General features: G+C 60.3%; 17 protein-coding genes. 1 reads left to right on the top strand and 16 read right to left on the bottom strand.

The genetic code is table 11. The features are described 5' to 3' along the window. Positions 1–64 precede the first annotated feature (64 nt). From BLP93_RS09705 to rsmD, 15 genes are all read right to left on the bottom strand, one after another. Positions 65–2044 carry a restriction endonuclease subunit S gene (locus BLP93_RS09705; RefSeq protein WP_161946275.1) on the bottom strand — a complete coding sequence of 660 codons (1980 nt, stop codon included), beginning with the start codon at positions 2042–2044 and terminating at the stop codon, positions 65–67. A 106-nt stretch (positions 2045–2150) separates the two neighbouring features. Beyond that, positions 2151–3608, bottom strand: coding sequence for a type I restriction-modification system subunit M (locus BLP93_RS09700; RefSeq protein WP_092120671.1), 1458 nt, complete (start codon positions 3606–3608; stop codon positions 2151–2153). A 2-nt stretch (positions 3609–3610) separates the two neighbouring features. Beyond that, complete coding sequence (gene hsdR / locus BLP93_RS09695) at positions 3611–5986, bottom strand: EcoAI/FtnUII family type I restriction enzme subunit R (RefSeq protein WP_092120890.1); 2376 nt, start codon at positions 5984–5986, stop codon at positions 3611–3613. A 75-nt stretch (positions 5987–6061) separates the two neighbouring features. Beyond that, positions 6062–6652 carry a HipA N-terminal domain-containing protein gene (locus BLP93_RS09690; protein WP_092120668.1) on the bottom strand — a complete coding sequence of 197 codons (591 nt, stop codon included), beginning with the start codon at positions 6650–6652 and terminating at the stop codon, positions 6062–6064. 5 nt (positions 6653–6657) lie between these two features. Then, positions 6658–6978, bottom strand: coding sequence for a helix-turn-helix domain-containing protein (locus BLP93_RS09685; RefSeq protein ID WP_092120664.1), 321 nt, complete (start codon positions 6976–6978; stop codon positions 6658–6660). Between the two features lie 103 nt (positions 6979–7081). Then, on the bottom strand, positions 7082–9970 hold the full coding sequence (recQ, locus tag BLP93_RS09680) for a DNA helicase RecQ (RefSeq protein ID WP_092120661.1): 2889 nt from the start codon (positions 9968–9970) through the stop codon (positions 7082–7084). 36 nt (positions 9971–10006) lie between these two features. Beyond that, entirely contained in the window at positions 10007–12157 is a 2151-nt protein-coding gene (locus BLP93_RS09675; protein ID WP_092120658.1) for a Tex family protein, read from the bottom strand. A gap of 27 nt (positions 12158–12184) precedes the next feature. After that, the gene (locus BLP93_RS09670; RefSeq protein WP_092120655.1) at positions 12185–12625 is read right to left on the bottom strand and encodes a response regulator; all 441 of its coding nucleotides are present in this window, start codon (positions 12623–12625) and stop codon (positions 12185–12187) included. A 159-nt stretch (positions 12626–12784) separates the two neighbouring features. Continuing rightward, a complete protein-coding gene (locus tag BLP93_RS09665; protein WP_161946274.1) occupies positions 12785–14065 on the bottom strand; it encodes a small ribosomal subunit Rsm22 family protein in 1281 nt (426 codons plus the stop codon). Between the two features lie 40 nt (positions 14066–14105). Beyond that, positions 14106–15731, bottom strand: a complete 1626-nt coding sequence (locus tag BLP93_RS09660) for an ASKHA domain-containing protein (protein ID WP_092120649.1) — start codon at positions 15729–15731, stop codon at positions 14106–14108. 35 nt (positions 15732–15766) lie between these two features. Further along, on the bottom strand, positions 15767–15880 hold the full coding sequence (locus tag BLP93_RS17595; protein WP_092120646.1) for an RCKP-type rubredoxin-like domain-containing protein: 114 nt from the start codon (positions 15878–15880) through the stop codon (positions 15767–15769). Between the two features lie 314 nt (positions 15881–16194). Further along, complete coding sequence (locus tag BLP93_RS09645) at positions 16195–17067, bottom strand: hypothetical protein (protein ID WP_139162967.1); 873 nt, start codon at positions 17065–17067, stop codon at positions 16195–16197. Between the two features lie 73 nt (positions 17068–17140). Next, a complete protein-coding gene (miaA, locus tag BLP93_RS09640; RefSeq protein ID WP_161946273.1) occupies positions 17141–18094 on the bottom strand; it encodes a tRNA (adenosine(37)-N6)-dimethylallyltransferase MiaA in 954 nt (317 codons plus the stop codon). 7 nt (positions 18095–18101) lie between these two features. Next, entirely contained in the window at positions 18102–18611 is a 510-nt protein-coding gene (gene coaD, locus BLP93_RS09635) for a pantetheine-phosphate adenylyltransferase (RefSeq protein ID WP_092120634.1), read from the bottom strand. After that, positions 18551–19219 (bottom strand): 16S rRNA (guanine(966)-N(2))-methyltransferase RsmD, encoded by a 669-nt coding sequence (gene rsmD, locus BLP93_RS09630; protein WP_092120631.1) that lies wholly within the window; start codon positions 19217–19219, stop codon positions 18551–18553. Before rsmD ends, coaD begins: the two co-directional genes overlap by 61 nt. 524 nt (positions 19220–19743) lie before the next feature. On the opposite strand from rsmD, the gene BLP93_RS09620 reads away from it, so the two are divergent. Then, the gene (locus tag BLP93_RS09620; RefSeq protein ID WP_092120625.1) at positions 19744–20466 is read left to right on the top strand and encodes a Smr/MutS family protein; all 723 of its coding nucleotides are present in this window, start codon (positions 19744–19746) and stop codon (positions 20464–20466) included. Between the two features lie 70 nt (positions 20467–20536). Here BLP93_RS09620 and priA read toward each other — a convergent pair whose 3' ends face one another. Further along, entirely contained in the window at positions 20537–22942 is a 2406-nt protein-coding gene (gene priA / locus BLP93_RS09615; RefSeq protein ID WP_244148713.1) for a replication restart helicase PriA, read from the bottom strand. Between the last annotated feature and the right edge of the window lie 70 nt (positions 22943–23012).

Here is a 23012-nt window from a genome sequence, read left to right as displayed (position 1 = left end):
TCTCTCTGATTTTCCGAATGGCTGCAAGTCAATGGTTCGAGCAAAGCGTGCAATTACGAAATGATCAACACCGAATTATATCCGAACTCACGCCCAATAATTCCGCCAACTGCCGTTGCTGCGCCTCGTTGATAGCCCGTTTGCCGGTTTCCATCTGTGAGATGTAAGCTTGGTTCAGGCCCATGGCCTGGGCTACGGCGGATTGGGAAAGGCCGGCGGCCTTACGCAGTTCGGCCAGTGTGCGGGCGTTTTTTGGTGCGGCGGGTGGAGCCGGAGTTACCGGAGCTGAAGGCAGCGATGTCGAGGCAATGGGGGCGGCTGGAGTCGGCTGGACCGCGGGTCGTAATACTGAGGTATCGGGCTTGGCGGGCGAGGCGGAAACCTTGCGGCCGTTGGTTGTGCCGGTGAGTTCGGCCACCAGGGCGGTAAGAAGGTTTTCTGCAGAGGTGCGGGAGGCGGCAAGCCGGACTTCCAACTCGTCCACCAAGGCCATTAGTTGATCCACTTTGGCTACGATTCGGCGTTGTTCGGCGAGGGGGGGGATGGGAATCCATACTTGTTCAAGGATTCCAAGATTAATGTTCTTTTGTGCCGTGGCCGGAGCGAACTTCTCAAGGTGCTCTTTTGCCGTTCGCATGAAATACTCAAAGTAGCGCACAGAGGGTATCGGCTCTGCTGGTATGAAACCGACGACGCTATCGGGAAAGCAAGCATCGAATCCGAGAATCCCTGAGTCGGCTATGTTCGCTGCGATTGTGATGCAGAGTGTACCTGCAGGCCATATCTTGCTTTGTGCGAGGCCGACATCGTTGTAGAGCGCTGTATACGTTTGGATTGCTCCATTGGCTCGTGCGACATCGCCAGTCTGGACTAATCGGTGAGTGCCACCAACAAAAAGGGAAGAGTCATTGCGAGGCCGATGCTTAGACTTTCCTCGACCAAACTCGCCGAGTTCGCGAAAACGCGACCACGCCCATCCAGGTGGGAGTTCGAATGGCTTTACAGAGTCTTTTTCGTCAATTCCATTTCTAAATGAACGACCAGCCTTGAACATTGCGAGGCGGTTTTGAATCAACGTGAGAAACTTCTCCGCCGGTTCATCATCCGGGTCTTGCAGCACAAGTTTCCCCTGCACAGCCAGAGTGAGGATTGTTTTGCGCAGGTCGGCAGGTGAGATAATGTACGACGGATGGAAAAGAAAATTGAGGTTGGCCGGGGTGGGGGCGTCGGCAAAGCGGGCCATGGCCGCGCGGGCGAGGTCGGCGTGTCGGGTCTCCCGTTCCTGCTGCTGCGCCTCCAGTTGATCGCATAGCGCCATCAGTTCATCTACTTTGGCCACGATACGCTTTTGTTCGGCGAGGGGTGGGAGGGGCAAAAGGCTTGCCGCCATAACAGACAGCGTTACACGTGTAATGGCCGCCCCTTTCATTGCGCCTCGCGTTTCACTGTAGAAGAATGGAGAGCGCATGGCCCAAAGCAGATAGCGGTTAAAGATGGCTTCCGACGGCTTTAGCAGTGCTACGCTGGAGAGCATACTAAATGGCTCTTTGATCTGATTAATTGTCGCAATTCCCGTTGTCGCGCCGTCTTTTATATAGAGTATATCTCCAAAACTCGGATCACATCTGGAATAAATCTCATCGTGAACTTTCTTAGTGACATAGGTAATGCTATCGAGAAGAACTCCATCAGTCTTGATGTTTTTTGCGGTAACATACATAAAGTCACCGCTTGTCCCATTCGGTGGTGAATGATGGGTGCCGTCAGTGAGCTTTGTGAGGACGTGTGGCAACCGCACCCACTCCCATGTTTTGGGGATCTGGAATGGCCCTTCAATCTCTTCTTGTAAATTCGTCCCTCGCCTTCTCGTTTTTGCTGTGGTGGCAACTCTCTTCAACAATGTTTTGGCTGTCTCATCCTTTGCGTCCTGAGATACAAGACGCCCACGTACAGCCCATTCCAGCACCAACTCCCGTATCTTCCCTACTGCTCCCGGCGCGTCGGCGAAGAGGTTGAATTTATCGAAGAAGGTTTCGAGGGTCATCGGTGGCCTTTGCTGGGATCGCGAGGCTCTGCACTCGCGGTTTTTGAAGAAGAGCGGGTGCGGAGCCCCGCGTTCCCAGGGTTTGCATTCCCAGGTTTTTCCGTTCTCATCGACTCAACGCCTCCATCAGCTGGGCCTTCAACTTCCCCCGCGTTGCGGCGATCTGTTCCAGCAGCTTTTCGTATTCCGGCAGCAGTTGCTCCACGTCCCCCGGGCCGGTGTCGGCATTGTGCGGATTTTTCAAATCCAGGTTGTAGTTTCCGGCCTTGATCTGATCGATGGGTATGCGCCAGGCTCGTTCGTTCTCCACGCGGCCGGCGAAGCCGTCCTGTTCCGTGCCCCACCACGCACGCTCGGCCTCGAACTCCTCGATGCGGATGGGTTTGCCCTTGTTGTAGCTTTTGGCTCCGGGCGGATACGGGTGCTCGTAGTACCATACTTCCCGGGTGGGCGAGCCCTTGGTGAAGAACAGGAGGTTGGTGCGGATGCTGGTGTATGGGTTGAAAACACCGTTGGGCAGGCGGACGATGGTGTGCAGGTTGCATTCGGTGAGCAGGGCTTCCTTGATCCGTGTTTTCACGCCTTCGCCGAACAGGGTGCCGTCGGGCAGGACGATGCCGGCCCGGCCGCCGGGCTTGAGGATCTTCATAAGAAGGACCAGGAACAGGTCCGCTGTTTCGCGGGTGCGGAACTCGGCGGGGAAGTTGGCTTCGATGCCGTCCTCTTCCATGCCGCCGAAGGGCGGGTTGGTGACGATGACGTCGACGCGCTCCCTGGGGCCCCAGTCACGCAGGGGGCGGGCCAGGGTATTGTCGTGGCGGACGTTGGAAGGCACGTCGATGCCGTGCAGGAGCAGGTTGGTGATGCACAGGACATGGGGCAGATGCTTTTTCTCGATTCCGGCGAAACAATCCTGGATGAGCTGTTCGTCGGCTTCGCTCCTGGCCTGTTTGCGCAGGTGCTCGATGGCGCAGACGAGAAAGCCGCCGGTGCCGCAGGCCGGGTCGAGGATGCGTTCGCCCAGGCGCGGATCGACCTGTTCGACGATGAATTGGGTCACGGCCCGGGGAGTGTAGAATTCCCCCGCGTTTCCGGCGGACTGCAAGTCCTTGAGCAGCTTTTCGTAGATGTCGCCGAACATGTGGCGGTCATCCGAGGCGTTGAAGTCGATGGCGTTGATCTTGTTGATGACTTGGCGCATCAACGTGCCGTTTTTCATGTAGTTGTTGGCGTCCTCGAAGGACATCCGGATCAGACCGCTGATCTTGTCCCCGCCCACGGTCAGGGACTTGAGCTTGGGCAAGAGCGCGTTGTTGACGAAATCCAGCAACGCCTCGCCGGTGACGCCCTCCTCGTCCGCGGCCCAGGTGGACCAGCGCAGGTTCTCCGGCAGGGGCGAACGATAGGTGTCGCGGAGAAGCTGCATCTCCTTTTCGCGGTCGTTGAAGATCTTCAGAAAAAACATCCAGCCGAGCTGTTCCAAACGCTGGGCGTCGCCGTAGGTTCCGGCGTCCTTGCGCATGATGTCCTGGATGGATTTTACGATGCCTGAGATATTGGGCATGGTTATGCGGCGTCCAAATTATAAATATGGTCTTCAAGCTCCCTGACCGCGGCCAGATACGCGGACTTGCCGCCAAAGAGATTGATGATTTCGATGGGGGTGCCGAAGGTGCGCAGGGGGTCCACTTTGAGGATGTCCAGGGATTCAACGCTGGTGATGCCGGTTTCGGCGTACTTGGCGAGCAGGGACTCCAGGACGGCGCGGGCCTTGTCGCCGTATTTCCCGAACACGTTGCGCTTTGTGACCTGTTCAGCCCGCTCTCTGCGGGTCAGCGGCGGTTGGTCAAAGGCGACATGGCAGACGAGATCAAAGGCGTCATAGTCCCGGCCGACCTGTTCAGCAAGTTCGTCCAGAAACACGCCCCTGGCCGCGAGTTCCTCCAGGACGGCCTGTTTTCTTTCGGCGTCGTTCCAGACGGTCAGGAACGAGGCCAAGGTGGCATAGGTCTGGCGGACGGCCTTGCGGGAATAGTCCTTCAGGGACTCGGTGATCAGCTTGCCGTGTTGATCCAGGTACTGAACGCGCTCCGTGGCCACGCGGACCTCGACGTTGTCCACGTAGTACTTGGATTGTTGTTCCCGCAGTCCGCCGCCGAATTCGTCCGGGCCGTGCGGGCCGTTCAGATCGGAGCCCGGAGGATAGCCGCCCTCCTCTTCCGGAACTTCGTCCGGGGGAACGGGCGGCTCTTCCGGACCCGGCTCGTAGATCTGCACCGGCTCGCCGTCGAAGTCCGGGTCCGCGAAGTGGCTCGTGGCCCGCTTGAAATCCATGATCGTGAAATAGAACTTGCCGAAGTCCTCGTTGATCCGGGTGCCGCGCCCGATGATCTGCTTGAACTCGGTCATGGAATTGATGCGTCGGTCCAGGACGATGAGCCGGCAGGTTTGGGCGTCCACCCCGGTGCTCATCAGCCGGGAGGTGGTGCAGATCACCGGGTACGTGGATTCCGGATCAATGAAATTATCCAGTTGAGCCTTGCCCTCGTCGTTGTCCCCGGTGACGCGCATCACGTACCGGCTGTTGGCCGCGGCAAGATCCGGGTTGGCGTTGACCATGGCTTGGCGCATGCGCTCGGCGTGGTCGATGTTCTCGCAGAAGATGATGGTCTTTCCGAAGCGGTCCGTGGCCCGCAGAAACTGGGTGACCTTGGCGGCCACCAGGGCGGTGCGTTGCTCCAGGATCAGACCGCGGTCGAAATCGCGGTCGTTGTATTCCCGGTCCTCGATCAGCCGGCCGTACTTGTCGGTCTGTCCGTCCTCGGGCCGCCAGCCGTCCAGGTCCTTGTCCAAACCGATGCGGATGACCTTGTAGGGCGCGAGAAATCCGTCGGCGATCCCCTGGCGCAGGGAGTAGGTGTAGAGCGGCTCGCCGAAGTACTCGATGTTGGAAACGTCTTTGGTCTCTTTGGGCGTGGCGGTCAAACCGATCTGGGCGGCGGAGGAAAAGTATTCCAGCACCTTGCGCCAGGCGGCGTCGTCCGCGGCGCTGCCCCGGTGGCATTCGTCCACGATGATCAGATCGAAAAAATCCGGCGAGAACTGCTTGTAGATGTTCTGCTCCTCCTCGGTGCCGGTCACGGCCTGGTAGAGGCAGAGGTAGATTTCAAAAGCCTTGTCCACGGTGCGGTTGGTGATCTTGGTCATGGCCGGGCCGAAGGGCTTGAAGTCGTTGGTCTTGGTCTGATCGGCCAAGATGTTGCGGTCCACCAGGAACAGAATGCGTTTTTTGGCCCCGGACTTCCACAGCCGCCAGGTGATCTGAAAGGCGGTATAGGTCTTGCCGGTGCCCGTGGCCATGACCAGCAGGATGCGGTTTTCGCCGCGAGCGATGGCGTCCACGGTGCGGTTCACGGCGATGAGCTGGTAATAGCGCGGCGTCTTCCCGGAGCCGTCGTCGTAGTAATCCTGGGCGGCCACGGCCTCCTGCTCCGCGGAGTAGCCCTTGGCCTCGCGGTACCGGACCCAGAGTTGCTCGGGGGTTGGGAATTGATCAAGGGGGATTTCTCGGGTGACGTGACCGCTGGTTCTTGTGCGGTCGTGCTCCAGGAAGGCGTCCCCGTTGGTGCTGTAGGCAAAGGGAATATCCAGAATCTCGGCATAATCCAGGGCCTGCTGCATCCCGGCGCCCACGCAGTGGTTGTTGTCCTTGGCTTCAATGACCGCAATGGGCAGGTTCGGCTTGTAAAAAAGAATGTAGTCAGCCTTCTTCGCCTCGCCGCGGCGCACGGTCCTGCCGCGCACGATCACCCTGCCCCTGGTGAAATAAAATTCCTCCCGGATCTGGGTCATCAGATCCCATTTCTCACCCCGCGCGCCGGTCAACGCCGGAGTGACGAACTTGGTGCGGATATCCGCTTCAGTGAAATCTTTTTTGTTCATGGGGCGCTCTCGTTTGCAAGGTTCCATGAAGCGGTGCTTGCCGACCGGCACTGATGCCTTCCGGCTGTCCGGCGACTACCTGCCAAGTTCAAACGCCGAACGCTTGAACTCAATCTCCTGCCTGCTCGCTCTCCAACGCAGTCCTTCGTCTTCCCAACATTGAACGGCCGCGGCAATGGTTTCGGCAAGAAATTCGGCCTCCCTGGGCTCCACTCCGAATTCGCCGGCCACGTCAAAAGCCAGTTCCAGACTGGCCGTCCCGTCGTGATAATCAATCCGGGTATGCAGGATGCGCGGTTTGACGTGTTCCGGAGTGGGTTCCAGATCGTAGAGGGGAGAAAGTCGCCAGCCTTCCGCTTCCCGGAGCATGCGGGGAGTACGCTTTTCCAATCTGGCTAACCTGGCTTCCCGACGATTCATCAAGGTCCGCCCCCAACGGTCCGGGGCCGAATCGCCTATAGCTCCGAACATGGCCTTGTCCGTGTGAAACGTTCCTTTTCGCAATTCCAGGGCGGGCTCGAGAGAAAAGCCCGCGGCGCAGCTTCTCCAGGCGGATGCGTATTCGAATGTGGCGCTTTGCCGGCCTTTTGCCGTATGAACCCAGAGCGTACCCACGAAAAAAGGACCATCACGCAGGTCGACATGAACGAAGATCTCTTTGGGCACGACGGTCACTCCCCCAGCTTTTGCAAGCCTCGGGCGCGCTTGGGCAGCCGCTCGGTTTCCAGGGCCTGGCCCACCGGATCATTGCTGATGTCGGCCAGCCTCATCCATTTCGTCCCCATGCCCAAAGCGAAAATCACCGCGGCATAAGCCCCCATGCTTACCCCGGGATCGCCTTTCTGAATTTTCGCCAAAGTCTCCCGGCTGATCCCGGCCCGCTCCGCCACAAGGGTCATTTTCAACCCGCGCCGCAGCCTGGCCCTGCGGAGATCTTCTCCGAGATGGACGAGCCCTTGGCGGACGCTGAGAGGAGGTTTGAGTTTCGCCATGTTATGCCCAAGAAAATTGGCTTTAGAAAATATAATGCCAAAGATCTACCGTATTACATGGCAAAGGTAAACGATCTGCGGCAGGACCGGCTTTCTTGGTTGCTCAAGAAACAACCCCCTGCCTGTTCAGCACGACGTACAGCCGCATCAGGTGCAGATCGTCGTAGTTCACCGCCCCCTGGAGCGCATCGTAGACCGGCCTGAGCCGTTCCGGGCCGTGTTCGGCAAAGGCGTCCAGGACGCGCTGCCTGATATCCGGGGGCAGCGTGATCTCGGCCTCCAGAACATCTCTCCGGACGCTCCGGCCGGCCATGACCGCTTGCCATAGATGGTTGACGATGGTCGCCGGCTTGACCTTGAACATCTCGCACACCTGGGCAATGCTTTGCCCGCTTTCACACAATGCGAGCACCTCCAGGGTGCGTGGTCCCAGACCCTCGGGCTTGGGCCGTGGAGGCGGCGCGGCGACTGCGGGCTGCTCAACGATGCCGCGTTGCGTGCAGTAATCGCGGATGATCGGCAGGAATTCGTCCGCGTATTTGGTCAGCTTGGCCTCGCCCACTCCGTGTATCGCCGCGAAGGTTCCGGGGGATTGCGGAAAAACAGCGGCCATCTCCACCAGGGATCGATCCGAAAAAACCACGTAGGGCGGCACATTGGCGGCCTCCGCAAGTTCCTTGCGCCGTACCCGCAACAGGTCGAACAACTGCGCGTCATACGCCTGGTCGTGCATTGCGGACGGACCTGAAGAGGAGAAAGCGGGCGTCGCCGGCTCTGGCAGCACGCCCATGACCTGACGCCCCTTGAAAACCTGGTACGCCTCCTGTCCCAGACGCAGCCCTCCGTGCTCCATATCCTGGATCAGCAGACCCTGCTGGATGAACTGTCGGGCCAGATGCTGCCATTGTTTCTTCGAATGCTCCATACCGATCCCGTAGGTGGACAGGCCGTCGTGTCGCCGGCTGAGCACCTTTTCCGACCTGGAGCCGCGCAGCACGTCGATGATGTGGCTCATGCCGAACATTTCGCCGGTGCGCTTGACGCAGGACAGAAACTTTTGCGCGGCAACGGTCACGTCGCTCAGTTCCTTGGGCTCGGTGCAGCAGTTGTCGCACATCCCGCAGTTGGCCGCGGGATGGGATTCATTGAAATAGCCCAGCAGGGGGATCCGGCGACAGACCGCGGATTCGCTATACCCAACCATGGCCTCCAGTTGCAGCCGCGCCGGTTTCTGCTGCGCCGCATCCATTTTTTTGATGAAGGAGACATAGGTCTGCACGTCGCCGTGGGTGAAGAGCAGAAGGCACTCCGCCCGCAGGCCGTCCCGGCCGGCGCGGCCCACCTGCTGGTAGTAGCTTTCCAGGTTCTTGGGCAGATCGTAGTGCAGGACGAAACGGATGTTCGACTTGTTGATGCCCATGCCGAATGCGATGGTCGCCACCATGACCCGGACGTCGTCGCGGATGAACCGGCGCTGATTGCCCATCCGGGTCGGAGCGTCCAGCCCGGCATGATAGGGCAGCGCGGAAACGCCCCGCGCGCAAAGCACCTCGCAAAGCACGTCCACCTGCTTGCGGGTGGCGCAGTAAATGATTCCGGACTGGTCCCGCCGATCCTCAAGAAAGGCCAGCGACTGGTCCATGGCATCGTTCTTGGCCGCCACCTCCAGGTAGAGATTCTCCCGGTTGAAGCTGGCCAGATACTGATGGGCATCGTCAATGCCCAGACTGGCCTTGATGTCCCGGCGCACCAGTTCCGTGGCCGTGGCCGTGACCGCAAGACAGACCGCCCCGGGCAGACGGCGGCGCACGTCCACCAGCCGACGGTATTCCGGGCGAAAATCGTGGCCCCATTCGGAGATGCAGTGGGCCTCGTCGATGGTCAGGCAGTCCACGGCCACGCTCTCCAGCAGTTGCAGGATGACCGGCTGGAGCAGGGTCTCGGGGGCCGCGTACAGCAGCTTGACTCCGCCGGCCCGAACATCGGCCATGATTGCCTGATACTCCTGGATCGGCACCGTACTGTTCAGAAAGGCCGCGGGCAGGCCGAGCTCCCGGGCCTGCATCACCTGGTCCTCCATTAAGGCGATCAGGGGCGACACCACCACGGTCAGCCCTGGAAAAAGCAGCGCGGGCAGTTGAAAGCACAGGGATTTCCCGCTGCCCGTGGGCATAATGGCCAGGGCATCCTCCTTGGCCAGGACGGCGGCAATGACCTCGGCCTGCAACGGACGGAAGCCGTCGTAGCCGAAGACCTGCTTCAGGACCGTTTGCGGGTCCGAATTCCGAAACCGGCTTAAATCCAGGACAGGACGCCGCGGATCCGAAACACCGGCCTGCCCTTCCGAACCGGCCCATCCCGGCAGGCCTGAATCCGCTTCGGGTTCATCCCCCATCACATCCTGAGGCATGTCCGCATCCGAGGGCGGCGGGACATCATTATCCGGCATGTCGGGAAAAATGAAATCATCATCGGGTGCCAGATCCGCCGCACGCTCCTCGCCCCGGCCCGCTTCCTGCCCGGACAATGCCGACAGCCGATCCATGACCTGCTCCTGCGGAACCAGGACCGTGTTCTCGTCGATGTGCAGCACCGGAATGCCCAACTCCGCCAGGGCCGCTCCGATCAGCACGGCGCGGTGGCACAGCTCCGGCCTGGCCTCGCCGCAGAGCAGGGCCACCCGCAGTTGCTGCTGGTGGGCTTTGCACAGTCGCGCGATGCCCTGCCGGAAGGCCGGCCGCTCCTGAGCGGGAACTCCGCTCTCCTGATCCTCCGCCATTCCCCCCAGGGCGTCGCCCATGAACAGGTACCGAATTCCCTTGTTCTTCAGACACTCTTCCAGGGCGGCCTTGGCGTATTCGGGTCGCCCTTTGGAATACGGCCTGGAGCGGACATCCAGAAGATACTCGATCCGCTGACCGCGCAGCAGTTCCAGCAAATCCGTCAAAGACCGTGAGCCATAGCCGATGGTAAAGATGGGATTCTCGTTCATCTGATTGTCAAGGTCTCTGTATTGAAAGCTGAGGAGTTACAACTGGTCGACCATTTTCAGGGAGAGGGAGATGCGCCGGCGTTCCAGGTCCACTTCAAGAACCCGAGCGCGGACATGCTGCCCGGGTCGGACCACCTCCGCGGGATCACGGACAAAGCGGTCCGCCATCTGGCTGACATGGACCAGTCCGTCCTGATGCACGCCCACGTCCACAAAGGCCCCGAACCGGGTCACGTTGGTCACGATGCCCGGCAGGATCATGCCCGGAGAGAGATCTTCCGGACGATGCAGCCCCTCGGCAAAGGCAAAATGCTCGAAGGCCGGCCGGGGGTCGCGCCCGGGCCGGTCCAGCTCGGCCAGGATGTCGGTCAACGTAGGCAGGCCCGCCTCCGCGGACAGGTAGCGATGCGGATCAATCGCCGCCCTGATCCCGGAATCACGCATCAGCTCGACCACTTCGGTTCCCATGTCCCGGGCCATGCGCTCCACCAAACCATACCGTTCCGGATGGATGCCCGAGGCGTCCAAGGGATTCTTCGAGTCCCGGATGCGCAAAAAACCGGCGGCCTGCTCAAAAGCCTTGGGTCCGAGCCGCTTCACCCGGAGCAATTCCTGCCGGGAGCCAAACGGCCCGTTTTCATCCCTCCAGGCGACGATGTTCCGGGCCAGGGACGGCCCCAACCCGGAGACAAAGGACAACAGGGCGGCGCTGGCCGTGTTCAGCTCCACGCCCACCGCGTTCACGCAGCTGATCACGGTATCGTCCAGGGCCCGCTTCAACGCCGCCTGGTCCACGTCATGCTGGTACTGACCCACGCCGATGGCCTTGGGATCGATCTTGACCAGCTCCGCCAGGGGATCCATCAGCCGCCGCCCGATGGACACGGCCCCGCGCACGGTCAGGTCCAGATCCGGAAACTCCTCCCGGGCGAGGTCCGAGCCGGAATAGACCGAAGCTCCGGATTCATTGACCATAACCACGAACACCCCGGACAACCCCAGGGAGCGGACGAAGGCCTCGGTTTCCCGCCCTGCCGTGCCGTTGCCCACGGCCACGGCCTGGACGGCGAAGCGTTCCACAAGTTCTCGAATGCGCCGCGCGGATTCCGCGATCTGCCGTTCGGAGCCCACCACGAAGACAGTGTCGTGATGCAGCAGCCCACCCTGCTCGTCCAGGCAGACCAGCTTGGCTCCGGTTCTGAATCCAGGGTCCAGGGCCATGATCCGCTTGCTTCCCAAGGGCGGGGCCAGGAGCAGCTCGCGCAGATTGGCCGAAAACACGGCTATGGCCTCGGTATCGGCCCGCTCCTTGAGTTTTGTCCGCAGTTCATTTTCCATGGAGGGAGCAAGCAGGCGTCGATAGCCGTCCTGGACAGCCAAGCCCACCTGTTGCGCGCACGCTCCCCGGCCGCGCACAAAACGGCGTTCCAACCCGGCCAGGGCCACAGTCTCGTCCGGCCGGACCTCCACCGAAAGCACGCCTTCCCGCTCACCGCGGAACAAGGCCAGGATGCGGTGACCAGGGGCGCGCTCCGCGGCCTCTTCCCAGTCGTTCCAATCCCTGAACTTGGCCGCCATGGCCGGATCGACCTTGGACGCTCCCCGGGCCGGCCTGGAGCAAAGCCGGGCCCTGGTCATGAACAGTTCGCGCATCGCTGCCCTGGCACCGGCATCTTCGGACACGCGCTCGGCCAGGATATCCCTGGCTCCGGCCAAGGCCTGATCCGTGTTCTCAATCCCCTTGTCCTGATCGACAAAGGAAGCCGCGGCCGCGACCGGATCCGCGACTCGCTGTTCCATGAGCATATCGGCCAGAGGTTCCAGCCCCTTTTCCGCGGCCATCATGGCCCGGGTGCGACGCTTGGGCCGGTGAGGGAGATAGATGTCCTCCAGTTCGCTCAGGGACTTGGCGCCCTCCAGAGCGGTGCGCAAGGCCTCGGACAACAGCTCCCGCTCCTCCAGGGAGGCCAGCATGGCGTCGCGACGTTTGTCCAGATCGGCCAGAGCCTCCAGCCCATCGCGCACCTTGCGCACGACCACCTCGTCCAGGGAGCCCGTGGCTTCCTTGCGATAACGGGCGATAAACACCTCGGTGGAGCCTTCACGGAGCAGGTCCGCCACGGCCTGAACCTGCCGCGACGTCAACCCGAACTGCGCGGCCACCTGGTCGGCATGAGTCGAATGCATTGTTCCTCTAAGAGATGTTGTGATTGCTCACTGCCCCAACTGACCTGCGGCCGCATCGATTTCCGGGAAAGGCCCCTTGTCGATCAGGCCGAGGTTGCCCAGGGTTTCCAGGAGCATTTTCGGTTCAAAGGGTTTGGTGATATAGGCGTCGGCCCGTTCTTCGAATTGAGCCTGGAGAATGTTCTCGTAGTCCGAAAGGCTGGAGACCATGACCACTTTGGTCCGGATGCCGCCCAGCCGCTGCTCTTCCAGCCGGCGGATCATGCCCAGAGCCTTGTGGCCGTCCAGGACCGGCATCTCAATGTCCATCAGGATCAGGTCGTACAATTTTTTGTCTTCCAAGGACCGCACGAAAGCGTTCACTGCCTGCCTGCCGTCCGGCACCTGATTAACCCGGCCATAGGGAGCCACGATTTCCTTGAGATGTTCCCGCATGCTCCGGCTGTCCTCAACAATCAGCGTCCGCATAGTTCATCCTTATGTGCTGGGGGATCAGGTAAAAAAATCAGTTCCTGTATCTGCTCAAGAACCGGACACAGCCTGAAACTCTGCTGAACCTGGATTCCCGCCTTCACGGGAATCCAGCATCTTTTTTTTGTCCGCTACTGCTGAACAGTTACTTCCGTTCTACTTTTTCCTGGTCCTATTTGGACCGCCGTCCTCACGGCGCGCCTCCCGACCCGGGCTCTTCACTTCTTCGGGACGCCGGGTCGCTCTTCGGGGCTTTTTGTCCGGGTGCAGCGTGCCGATCAGGGCTTGGCTTTTGGGGTCGTGCCGTGGTTTTTCTGGCAGATGCACGGGCACGATGTCCCCGGAACGGGTTCCCGCTTCCCCTTGACCGGAAAGAATCAGCACCTTGCCGTGGACGGCGCAGCCATAGCGTCCGGTCATCATCCCTTTCTCCCGGTCCGGCACTGGAAATTCAGCGCTGATGATGCGGGCCAGATCCTCCTTGGTGTCCGGCCGGCGGCCCTGGGGACCGGCAAGATGCACATAGCTCAGGCTCACGTCCCGCTTCCGCAGCTCCGCCTCCCGGGACAACTCCTCCAGCCAGGGCGGGCAACCCCGGGTGGACACCGTGAAATGACACCAGGAGGTTTCCCGGTGGGCAAGCATTGGGCATGGTTGGGGATGGGTACAGGGTCCCAGGACGTTCCAGCCCGCCCCGACACCGCTTTCCCGGAGCAAGGTGATCAGCTTGCCTCCGAGCCGGTTGCCCGGTTCCACGAACAGCGCCTGACCGTCAGGACGCAGGCTGGAGGAGACCTCCCGAAAAAAAACACGCACCTGTTCGCTGAGCGGTTCCCGGCGATGCCAGGGCAGCTCATTCATAAAATTGGTTGCAACCAGCATGTCGGCCCGCGGCGTGTCCTTGAGCGCGACATGCCATGGGGCATGCACCAGATGAATCTTCCACCGGGCTGATTCCGCCATTCCCAGGGCATTCAGCAGGCCGTGATACAGCTTGCGCCCTTCGCGCATCGGCTTGGGGGTCGTATCCAGGCAATAAAAATGCAGTTCCCTGGACAGCAAGTCCGGCCTGGCCAGGGCAAGAGCCTGGACAAAAGTCAATGGTCCAGCCCCGAGATCGACGATGTTCGCGCCTTCGGGAAGATCCGGCTTCAGCCCGCCCAGAAGCCGGGTCAGACGCAGCAGGTTCCAGGGCAGGAAGTACCACAGATAGGCTCCCAGGGCCGCAGGCGTGTGAAGATAGTCCCGGCCCAGGACTTCCTTGCGGTCTTCAATCAGAAACGAAGACAGCTCCTGGATGTTGTCGGCCAGATGTCGGCGGTGGGCGGCCTTCATCGGAAAGACGTCCCGCAGCAGATCGGCGTACCCCAGCAGGGCTTGGCTCGCCTCTTCGGAAAGATCCGGAAAGGATGCCGGAAAGGATGCAGGAAAGGACATCGAAGAGGACTTCGGCCCGAAAGCGATTTTGGATTTCTCCTCAGACATATCGAAAGACCAACCTTTGAATGTAATTCGTAAAAAAGTTTTTTTCCTGCCCGATGTCCAAGGTCGTGACTCGGGGCACGGCCTGCTCGATCCAGTCCCTGGCCCGCTGCTCAGTCGCCAGCAGGCGGGCGCCGGCCAGGGAGGTGTTCCCCAGGGGCTTGATGCGCTGCTTCGATCCCAGGGGGACAAATCCCAGCTCCTCCAGGGCGGACAGATCGACATGTTCCCCGAGAGCGCCGGCCAGATACACGGCACGCAACGCATCAGGGGCTATCCCCCCCGCCTCCAGCAACCGGGAGAAAGCCAAGTTGAAAGCGGCCTTGACCTTGAGCACCTCTTCCACGTCCCGTCCCGTCAGGAAGACGTCCGGTCCGAGCATGAATCGGGTTTCACCCTCGTCCTGCCGCAATTCAAGGCCGACACGCCGCGCCAGGGGGTTCTGGCCGGCAACAAAGCCACCAGCTTCGTCCAGCAGCCCCAGGCGGCGCAAAACCGCCAGCAGCGACAGATAGCCCGTTCCGGAGATGCGTTGGCCAGTCATGGGCTCGGATTGATCCGGCTTCGGCGGAATAATGGCTGCCGACCCAACGACGGTAGCCGATTCCGTCAAGATCCGGGGCTGGAGCCCGCGGGCCGTCAGCGTCACATCGACCCAGACTCCGGGCAGAGCCGCCGAGCCCCGCGCCATGCCGATTCCCTCCAGAGCCGGCCCCATGGGCACGCTGGCGGCCAGATACTGCTCCGGGCCCAGGGCCAGGACGAATTCTCCGTTCGTTCCCAGATCCGCAAACAGCCATGGATAGGCGGGCGGGGACGCCTGACTGAAATGCAGGGCCGCCAGCCCCGCACTCACATCCGCGCCGATGAACGGCGCCGGAAGCGGAGGGATGTAGGTCTGCAGGCCTGAACCATCGGGCAGGTGGATCGTGGTCCAGATCCCCCCCGGGTGCGGCAGCCTGTAGGGTGCTGAAGCCAAGCCCGCCAGAGGCCAGTCCAGCAGAAGCGCGGTCATCACGGTATTGCCCGCGATGCATGCCCGTTCCACGGGTTCGGGAAAAGCCCTGACCAGTGCCTGCAGCCGGCGCAGGACAATATCGCGCAGGACGCCGCCATTGCCGGGATCAGCCAGAGCAAAGGCCAGACGCGACATCACTTCGCTGCCTGCGACCAACTGCGGATTGAATTCCCGTCCTCCGGCAAGTTTGCCGGTTTGATCGCCCGCCAGCCAGTGAATGCTGGTCGTGCCCAGATCCATGGCCAGAGACAACGGCCCCTGCGTGGACCTGGGCAGGGAAAGTTTTTCTGTTTCGATTATGGATGCGGGAAAGGAAAAAGGCAAAGCAATCCGCAGTCCGGGTTCGGCAACACGGCGGCAGGCCAGGCGCCCGCCGCTGGAAAGAACAGCGGATGAAAGCGCTGCCGTTTCCGCGGGCAAAGGCTCCGGAGGGGCATGATCAAAATAGACGACGCAATGTCCACAGCGCCCCAGGCCGGCGCAAAAAGGGCGCGTCGGCCAAAGCCCCTCCAGAAAGAGGACATGCGCCAGGGTTTGTCGGGGATCCGCCCGTACCAGACGGGTCTGGCCCCGGGCGTCGACAAAATGAACGGGGTCAACCATCAATCCCTATCCCATGCCTTTGGTCTTTCGAGGAATCATTTCTTTGCCTGTTTGACCATGGTCCCCTTCTCACCACACTTGGGGCATTTTTGCGGCTTGCAGCGCCCTTCCTTCTTTTCTCCGCAGCTGGAACATGTGAATTCAGCCATGATTGTCGTCTCCTTCCATGGTGGAATATGATGGCTCGTTCAGTCGGACGTACCTGACGTTAAACCGGAGCATCGCGATAAACTATTGGCAACTATTCAGTACTTTTGATTTTATGGCATGAAGTGGTCCGGCTTGTCTCAATTTTTCGGCATCGCCTGTCTGACTGAGTCAGGATTCGTTCATCGAACCAATGCCGGACGCTTGAAGCGCCAAATGCTGTTTATTCCGGCAATGGTTCGATGTTACGAAGCCGATGAAGAAGTTGCGAGGCCGAAAAATCGAGACAAGCCGGGCCGCAGCTGAGCAGTTACAACTATTGAACGGAATATGCGACGTCGCGATTTTGAAAATACTGCCGGACGCGGGACTGCATGCCCGATCGATCCGTGGTCACGATCCTCCATCTTGCCTGAAGCAGCCCATCCGGTTGCATGGAGATGCCAAGCAGATCGATCCGGTCCACGGAAACTTCCCACTCGCGCAGGGCCTGATCGAAGGATTGGACATCTCCGGCCGCGGTCCAGCCATGGGTGTCGAGAATCATATCGTCTTCGAAAGTTCGCCGCACCCGGTCCATGCCGAAATAGTTGGACCAGAGCCCGATCCAGACCTCCGGCAGCTCCGGTCCCATCGCGGACCAGACCAGCCCCTCATAGTCCAGCGTTCCCTGCAAGGAGCCGTCCGCCTGAGAGTTCAGGCGCAAAATCAAGCTGTCGGCCCCGTCTTGGCGGACTCCGGAGAGGACTTCCAGGTTCCGGATCACTTCCGTCTGTTCGGCATTGAGCCCTCGCGCCTCCAAACGATACCCGATCACATTGTTCCGGGTATAGTATGTGCCCAAGGATTGCAGAAAACCGCGCAAAGCCTGCCGATGGACGCGCACGTTCACGTGCAGAACCGCTCCCCACTCCGTGGGCAGGAACTCGCGTTCCTCCCAGTCCAGGACATACTCCTGGGCCCGAGGCTCCAGAATCCGCCGCAGAGCCGATCGTCGCGGCTCGCCCAGTTCGCCGCCGAGCAACGCTTCCGCTTCCTGGAACACCCCTTGGGCCAAGGCCTCGCGCAGGGCTGAAGGGCGCGGCTCCGCAAGGTCGGCCTCCTCGGCCTCCACGAAAATCCGGACATCCTGCCCGGCATGAACAGGGAAGTTTATCAACAAAATGGCCGCTATCGCCAAGGCCGTCATGAATATCCGATTTATTGCATGATCGTTTCGCAAATGAAGTTCCTCCCAATCCAGATAATTCGTTGAACCCGGTTCAGCTCAGGTTCAGCTTCTGCCTGGCAATGCAGCGCAGCAGCTCTTGCTCATCCCCGGCCCGCACCCATTGCACTTCCGAAATATTGTTGAACCATGTCTCCTGCCTTTTGGCATAGGCCCTGGTCCGGAACAGCCACAGATCCCTGGCCTGGTCCAGAGTGGTTGCGCCGGAACAGTAATCCAGAAGTTCCCGGCAACCGATGCCGGAAAAACCCGGTGCTTCCCGGTCCGGACATATCCGCCATGCCTGCTCGATCTCCCGGACCGCGCCGAGTTCAAGCATTTGACCGATCCTTTGTGCCAGGCGGTCGTGCAATTCCCGGCGGTCCAGGCGCAGCCCGACAATGAACAGATCCAGCCCCTGGGTGGATCGGCGGTGGGCATGCCACCAGGACAGAGGCCGCCCCGAAGCCTGATGAACCTCCAACGCCCGGCATACTCTCTGACGGTCCCGGGGATGAATCTTGACGGCATATTCGGGATCCACTTCCATCAGTCGCGCATGCAGGATTTCCGAACCCTGGGCGGCGCAGCGGCGCAATACTTCTTCTCTGATTTCCCCGGGCACTTCGGGAATGTCCGCCAATCCGCCCCCGAGCGCGCGCAGGTACAGCCCGGTTCCTCCCACCAACACGCCCAAACGCCCCTGCTCCCGGCATGCCGCCAACTCGCGCCGAGCCTCGTCCATGAACCGCCCCGCGGAGATGGTTTCCCGCATTTCCAGAAAGCCGTACAACCGGTGGGGGCATTGGCTCTGCTCGCCGCTGTCCGGCTGAGCCGTTATGATCGGGACATCCTTGTAAACCTGCCGGGAATCCGCGTTGATCACGGTCACCGGATAGTGTCGGGCCAGGGTCAGGGCCGCGGCGGTCTTGCCGGTACCGGTCGCGCCCACAAGGCAGATGATCCGGGAGGCTTCCCGTTCGGCGCTTCCGGGTTGTAATGACGGCACGGATTCGTCAGTTTTTCCTGGTTCCATACTTTTGCTGCAAACGCTGCAAAACCACATCGGGCACAAGTCCCTGCACGTCGCCATGCAGCCGGGCCGCCTCCTTGATGATCGTGGAACTGATGTACAGCCATTTGTAGTCGGTCATCAGAAACATGGTCTGGAGACCGCGTTCCAGGCGACGATTCATCAAGGCCAGCTGAAATTCGTACTCAAAATCCGACGTCGCCCGAAGACCCCGCAAGATGACGCTGGCGCCGCGATTGCGGGCATACTCCACCAGCAACCCCTGAAACCCCTCACCCAGAACCCTCGGTTCCGGCGCAAAGACGGCATTCACCATATCCAGCCGTTCTTCCAGGTTGAACAGGGGTATCTTCGGCGTGTCGTGCGCCACCGCGACAATGACCTGATCAAAGACTTCCAACCCCCGTCGTATCAGGCTGACATGGCCGTTGGTCAAGGGATCGAAGGTTCCGGGATAGACGGCGATTCGTTTCTTGCAGTAATTTTTTTCCATAGAATGATCCGGGTTTGGCCATAGAGGCGATCGGTTTCCAGTTCATATCCGGGCAGTTCCATTTCCGTAACGTCTGCGTCAGCCTCGACTTCCACGCAGACCAGAGCTTTCGGGGCAATCCAGCCATGGGCATGGGCAAGAGCTAGAGCGCGCCCCAGCAAGCCGCGGCCATAGGGCGGATCAAGAAAAAGCACGTTATATCCTTGATTCGGAGGTGCCTCGCAAGTCGGATCGTCTACGGAAAGTCGGAACACTCTTTTGCCGCTGGATTTCGGAGAAGCGGCCAGAATGCGCAGAGCATCGCCAGGCAAGACACGCACAAGCTGCCCAGGACGAGAAAAGGAGGATACCTGTTCCCGTAGCAGACGCAGAGCCTTGGGATCGCTCTCGATAAAGCAGACCTCCCGTGCTCCACGGCTCAAGGCTTCCCATCCCAGGCTGCCGCTGCCGGCAAAAACATCCAGCACCCGCGCTTCCTCCCACTGCACCCCCCGCGAGGACAACATGGAGAACACGGCTTCACGCACCTTGCCCATGGCCGGGCGGTAGCCTTCCCCTTCGGTGGTCTTGATCCGTCGACCTTTCCAATGCCCCGCAATGATCCTCACAATTCTTCCCCCGCCAACGCCACTCCTGAAGACTGTTTCAACGTTCACCTAATCGAAATCGAAATCGCTATCGAAATCGAAATCGATTTCAAAAACCCGAATGTAACTGCTCAACAAGGTCGAAACACAGCCACGATCCAGAGCAACTGGATTTCCGCCTTCGCGGGAATGACTTGACTTACCATGTCGTCACCGAGTTTGGCACCCATGCAGGCGGGAACCAAATCCGTATTGCAAGGATGCCGAATAGGAGCAAAATTTCGATTTCGATTTCGATTACGATTGCGATTAAGATTTCGATTACGATTGCGATTGCGATTACGATTACGATTTCGATTACGATTGCGATTACGATTGCGATTACGATTGCGAGTGCGAACACAAAGAGAGCTCTCGAGATTCAAGTGTTCTTGCCAATCGGGTCGTGGCGATATATGTTCCGATACTGCCACTCGCAAGCCTTTCGCTCTCTACCCCCTCCAAGAAATCGAATCAACCACGCCAGATCCGAGCCGGTTTACGCCATGAAATTCAATTCCCTTGAAGACCTCCAGGCCCTCAAAAAGAAATTCCCCAAAAAGGAGAAGGTCAAACGTTCTGTCCCGAAACAAGCATCCACCGAGAAATCGGAGTCGCCGCTGCCCAGGAATGATGAGGATCTGTTCACTCAGGCCATGTCCGGAGTTTCGCCCATCAGCGGCGCCGCAAAAGGCAGGCAGGTTACCGGAATAAACTCCCCGACCACCCCGGCGGCAAAAGAGCAGAGCTTCGGCGATGAAGATATCTGGGTGGCCGACTACCTGCGCAATCTGGTTCAAGGAAATGTGGACTTCGAGCTTTCGTACTCCGAAGAATACATGCACGGCTACATCCAGGACCTGGACAAAAAGATTCTTGGAAAGCTCAAGGCGGGGCAGTTCAGCGTTGAAGCCCATCTGGACATGCATGGCCTGAACGCTGCCCAGGCCCGGGACGCGGCTTACGACTTCCTGCGCACCCAGTATCACCTCGGGCGGCGCTGCGTGCTGCTGATTCCCGGGCGCGGCAAGAACTCGCCGGGCGGCCAGGCCCTGATCCGCGAAGAACTGCCCCTCTGGTTGACCCGTGAGCCCCTGCGCCGGGTCGTCCTCGCCTTCTGCACCGCTCAGCCGCGGCATGGCGGAGCCGGAGCCCTGTACATCCTGCTGCGCAAGCAAAAAAAGACTCAAGGCAAGGTGCGCTGGGATCTGCCGGCTTCCATGGAGTGAGCAGGCGGCAATTGTTCCGCGAATTCAGATCTACGATCGAACTGGTCCTGCTTGCCGCGATCGACGTTCATCACAGCATGTTCACCGGATCCAGATCCAGGCTGGAACGGAACGGGGATGATCGCGGCAAGATGGTTTGCAGGGAGGAGTAGACGTCCCGAAGTTCCAGCCAGGACATTGCCTTGACTAAGCATTGAATGCGCTTGCGGCCATTGAGCAGACTCAACGGAGCTGGGGCCGGCCCCAGCACCCGCAGTCCCAGCCTGGCGCCCTCCCGAAGCAGGTGCTCTCCGGCCTGAGTTACCACATCCGCGCCGCGTTCCCATTCCCGGGGATAGCTCAACCTGATCATGGCCAGTTTCACAAACGGCGGATAGGCGAACTTCCGGCGCCGTTCCAGCTCTTGCGAAAAAAAGGCTTCATAATTTCCGGTGCGGATATGTTCCCAGCAGGGATGCTCCGGATTGCGGGTCTGGATCAGCACCCTGCCCGGCCTCTCACCCCTCCCGGCCCGACCCGCCAGTTGCACCAGAAGCTGAAACGTCTTTTCCGCGGCCCGGTAATCCGGAAGATTCAGCCCGACATCTCCGTCCACGGCCACCACCAGCGTCACGTTGGGGAAATGATGGCCCTTGCTGAGCATCTGCGTGCCGACCATGATCTGGGCCCGCCCCTGGGCAAAAGTCTCCAGAATGGATTCCATCCTGCCCTTGCGTCGGGTGCTGTCCCTGTCCAGACGCACAATGGCCTGGCTTGAGGCAACCATGTTTCCCAGATACTCTTCCAGCCCTTCCGTGCCCTCGCCCATGGGCAGAAAGCGGGTCCCGCCGCATTGAGCGCAATTGCAGGGGAACAAATGAGTGTAGCCACAGTAGTGACACAGCAGCCGCTCCCATGCCTTGTGATAGGTCAAACCCACTTCGCAACGTGGACATTTCGGGGCGGTGCCGCAATCCAGACAGGAGACCAGCGGCGCGAATCCCCTGCGGTTGAGCAGAAACATGGCCTGTTCCTTCCGCTCCAGGGCGCTCTCCAGTTCCGCGCGGCAGACCGTGGAAAGGGGATCGGAGCGGGATTCGCGGCGCATGTCCACGAGACCGATTTCCGGCAATTGACATCGGCTGATCCTTTTGCGCAACGTAACCCGGGCGATCTCGCCCTGATCAGCCGCATGAAACGTCTTCACATCAGGCGTCGCCGATCCCAGCAGCATCAGCCCGCCTTGCTGATTGATCCGGAAGTAGGCCACTTCCTTGGCCTGATACATGAACCCTTCATCCTGCTTGTATGAGGCGTCATGCTCCTCATCCAGGATGATCAGTCCCAAATCGGCAAAGGGCAGAAACAGCGCGGAACGCGTGCCGACCACGATTCGGGGGGTCGCCTGATGCCGCGCGGCCCGGAATACCGCAAGCTTGGCTCCGGGATTGAGATAGCCATGGTACCAGTGCTTCGGGACATCCGGAAAATTTCGCGAAACCTCGGTCCAGAGCTGTGCGGAAAGAGCCACCTCCGGCGCCAGGAGCAACACGCTTTTGCCCATGGCCAGGGCTGCTCGAGCCAAACGCAGGTAGAGCAAGGTCTTGCCGCTGCCCGTAATCCCGTGCACCAGCCGCACCAGCCCCTTCTTTTCCCGAACCGCCTGCTCCAGGTCCGCCTGGAGAACGGCAAAAGCTTCCGTCTGCTCGGCGGTAAGCGCATGTTCCATCGTGGTGGTCCCTGCGCACTCTTGGGGTTGCGGCTGTGCGGGCAGAATGTCCACCGAAGCGTCAAGTCCGGGTGACTCCTGGATCAATCCCTTGCGGACAAGATCCGCCAATACGCGATCCGGATTACGGCTTTCGGAAGCTGCCGCATCCGCCTGCCATTCCTGGGATATCCGCTCCCGTGAGGCGCAGCCGTGGGTGAAGAGGTACTCCAGCACCGCCAGTTGACGTTTGGCTCCCGGCCGCAGATCCCATGGCGGATCCCGTAATAGGACATATGTTGCGTTCCGTCTGTCGGCACGCTCGGCGATCACCGGCGTCAGCAGGCCGTCCAGCCAAGCCTGACCGTACACTGCAAGCTCCGAAGGTGAAGCCCGCAAGATGTGATCCAGACGAATTTTGCTGACTGTATCCCCGTCTCGGAGGGCAAAGTGTACCGCACCGGCGCGAAGAGCCTTGGGCAGGACCGACGACAGCACCAGCCCCTCCGGCGCCATCTGCCGTTTGGCCAGGTGGCGAACCAGTTCCAGAACATCCTTGCTCAGCAGCAGTTCCTGATCCAGAGGCCACGCCAGCGGCTTCAGTTTTCGTTCGCCTTGGCGCTCTCCATCCAAACTACCGACGATCACGCCCATCCGTACGGAACCGCCCACCGGAACCATGACCCGCTGTCCCACGGCCCACGACCTCTCCGGCAGATAATCCGGGGTCCCGTAGCTGAAGGTGCGATGCGGGGGGCTGCACAGGGCCACATCCCAGGCGACGGTCATGCTGCGCACCGCCGGATTTCCGTGTCCATGTCCGTGGCGATCCTCCCCATACCACGCCTGATGCGTGCAT

The sequence above is a fragment of the Desulfonatronum thiosulfatophilum genome, assembly GCF_900104215.1.
GTDB lineage: Bacteria > Desulfobacterota > Desulfovibrionia > Desulfovibrionales > Desulfonatronaceae > Desulfonatronum > Desulfonatronum thiosulfatophilum.
Note: the sequence above shows the minus strand (reverse complement) of the source record. Positions and strands in the feature narration are given on the sequence as shown.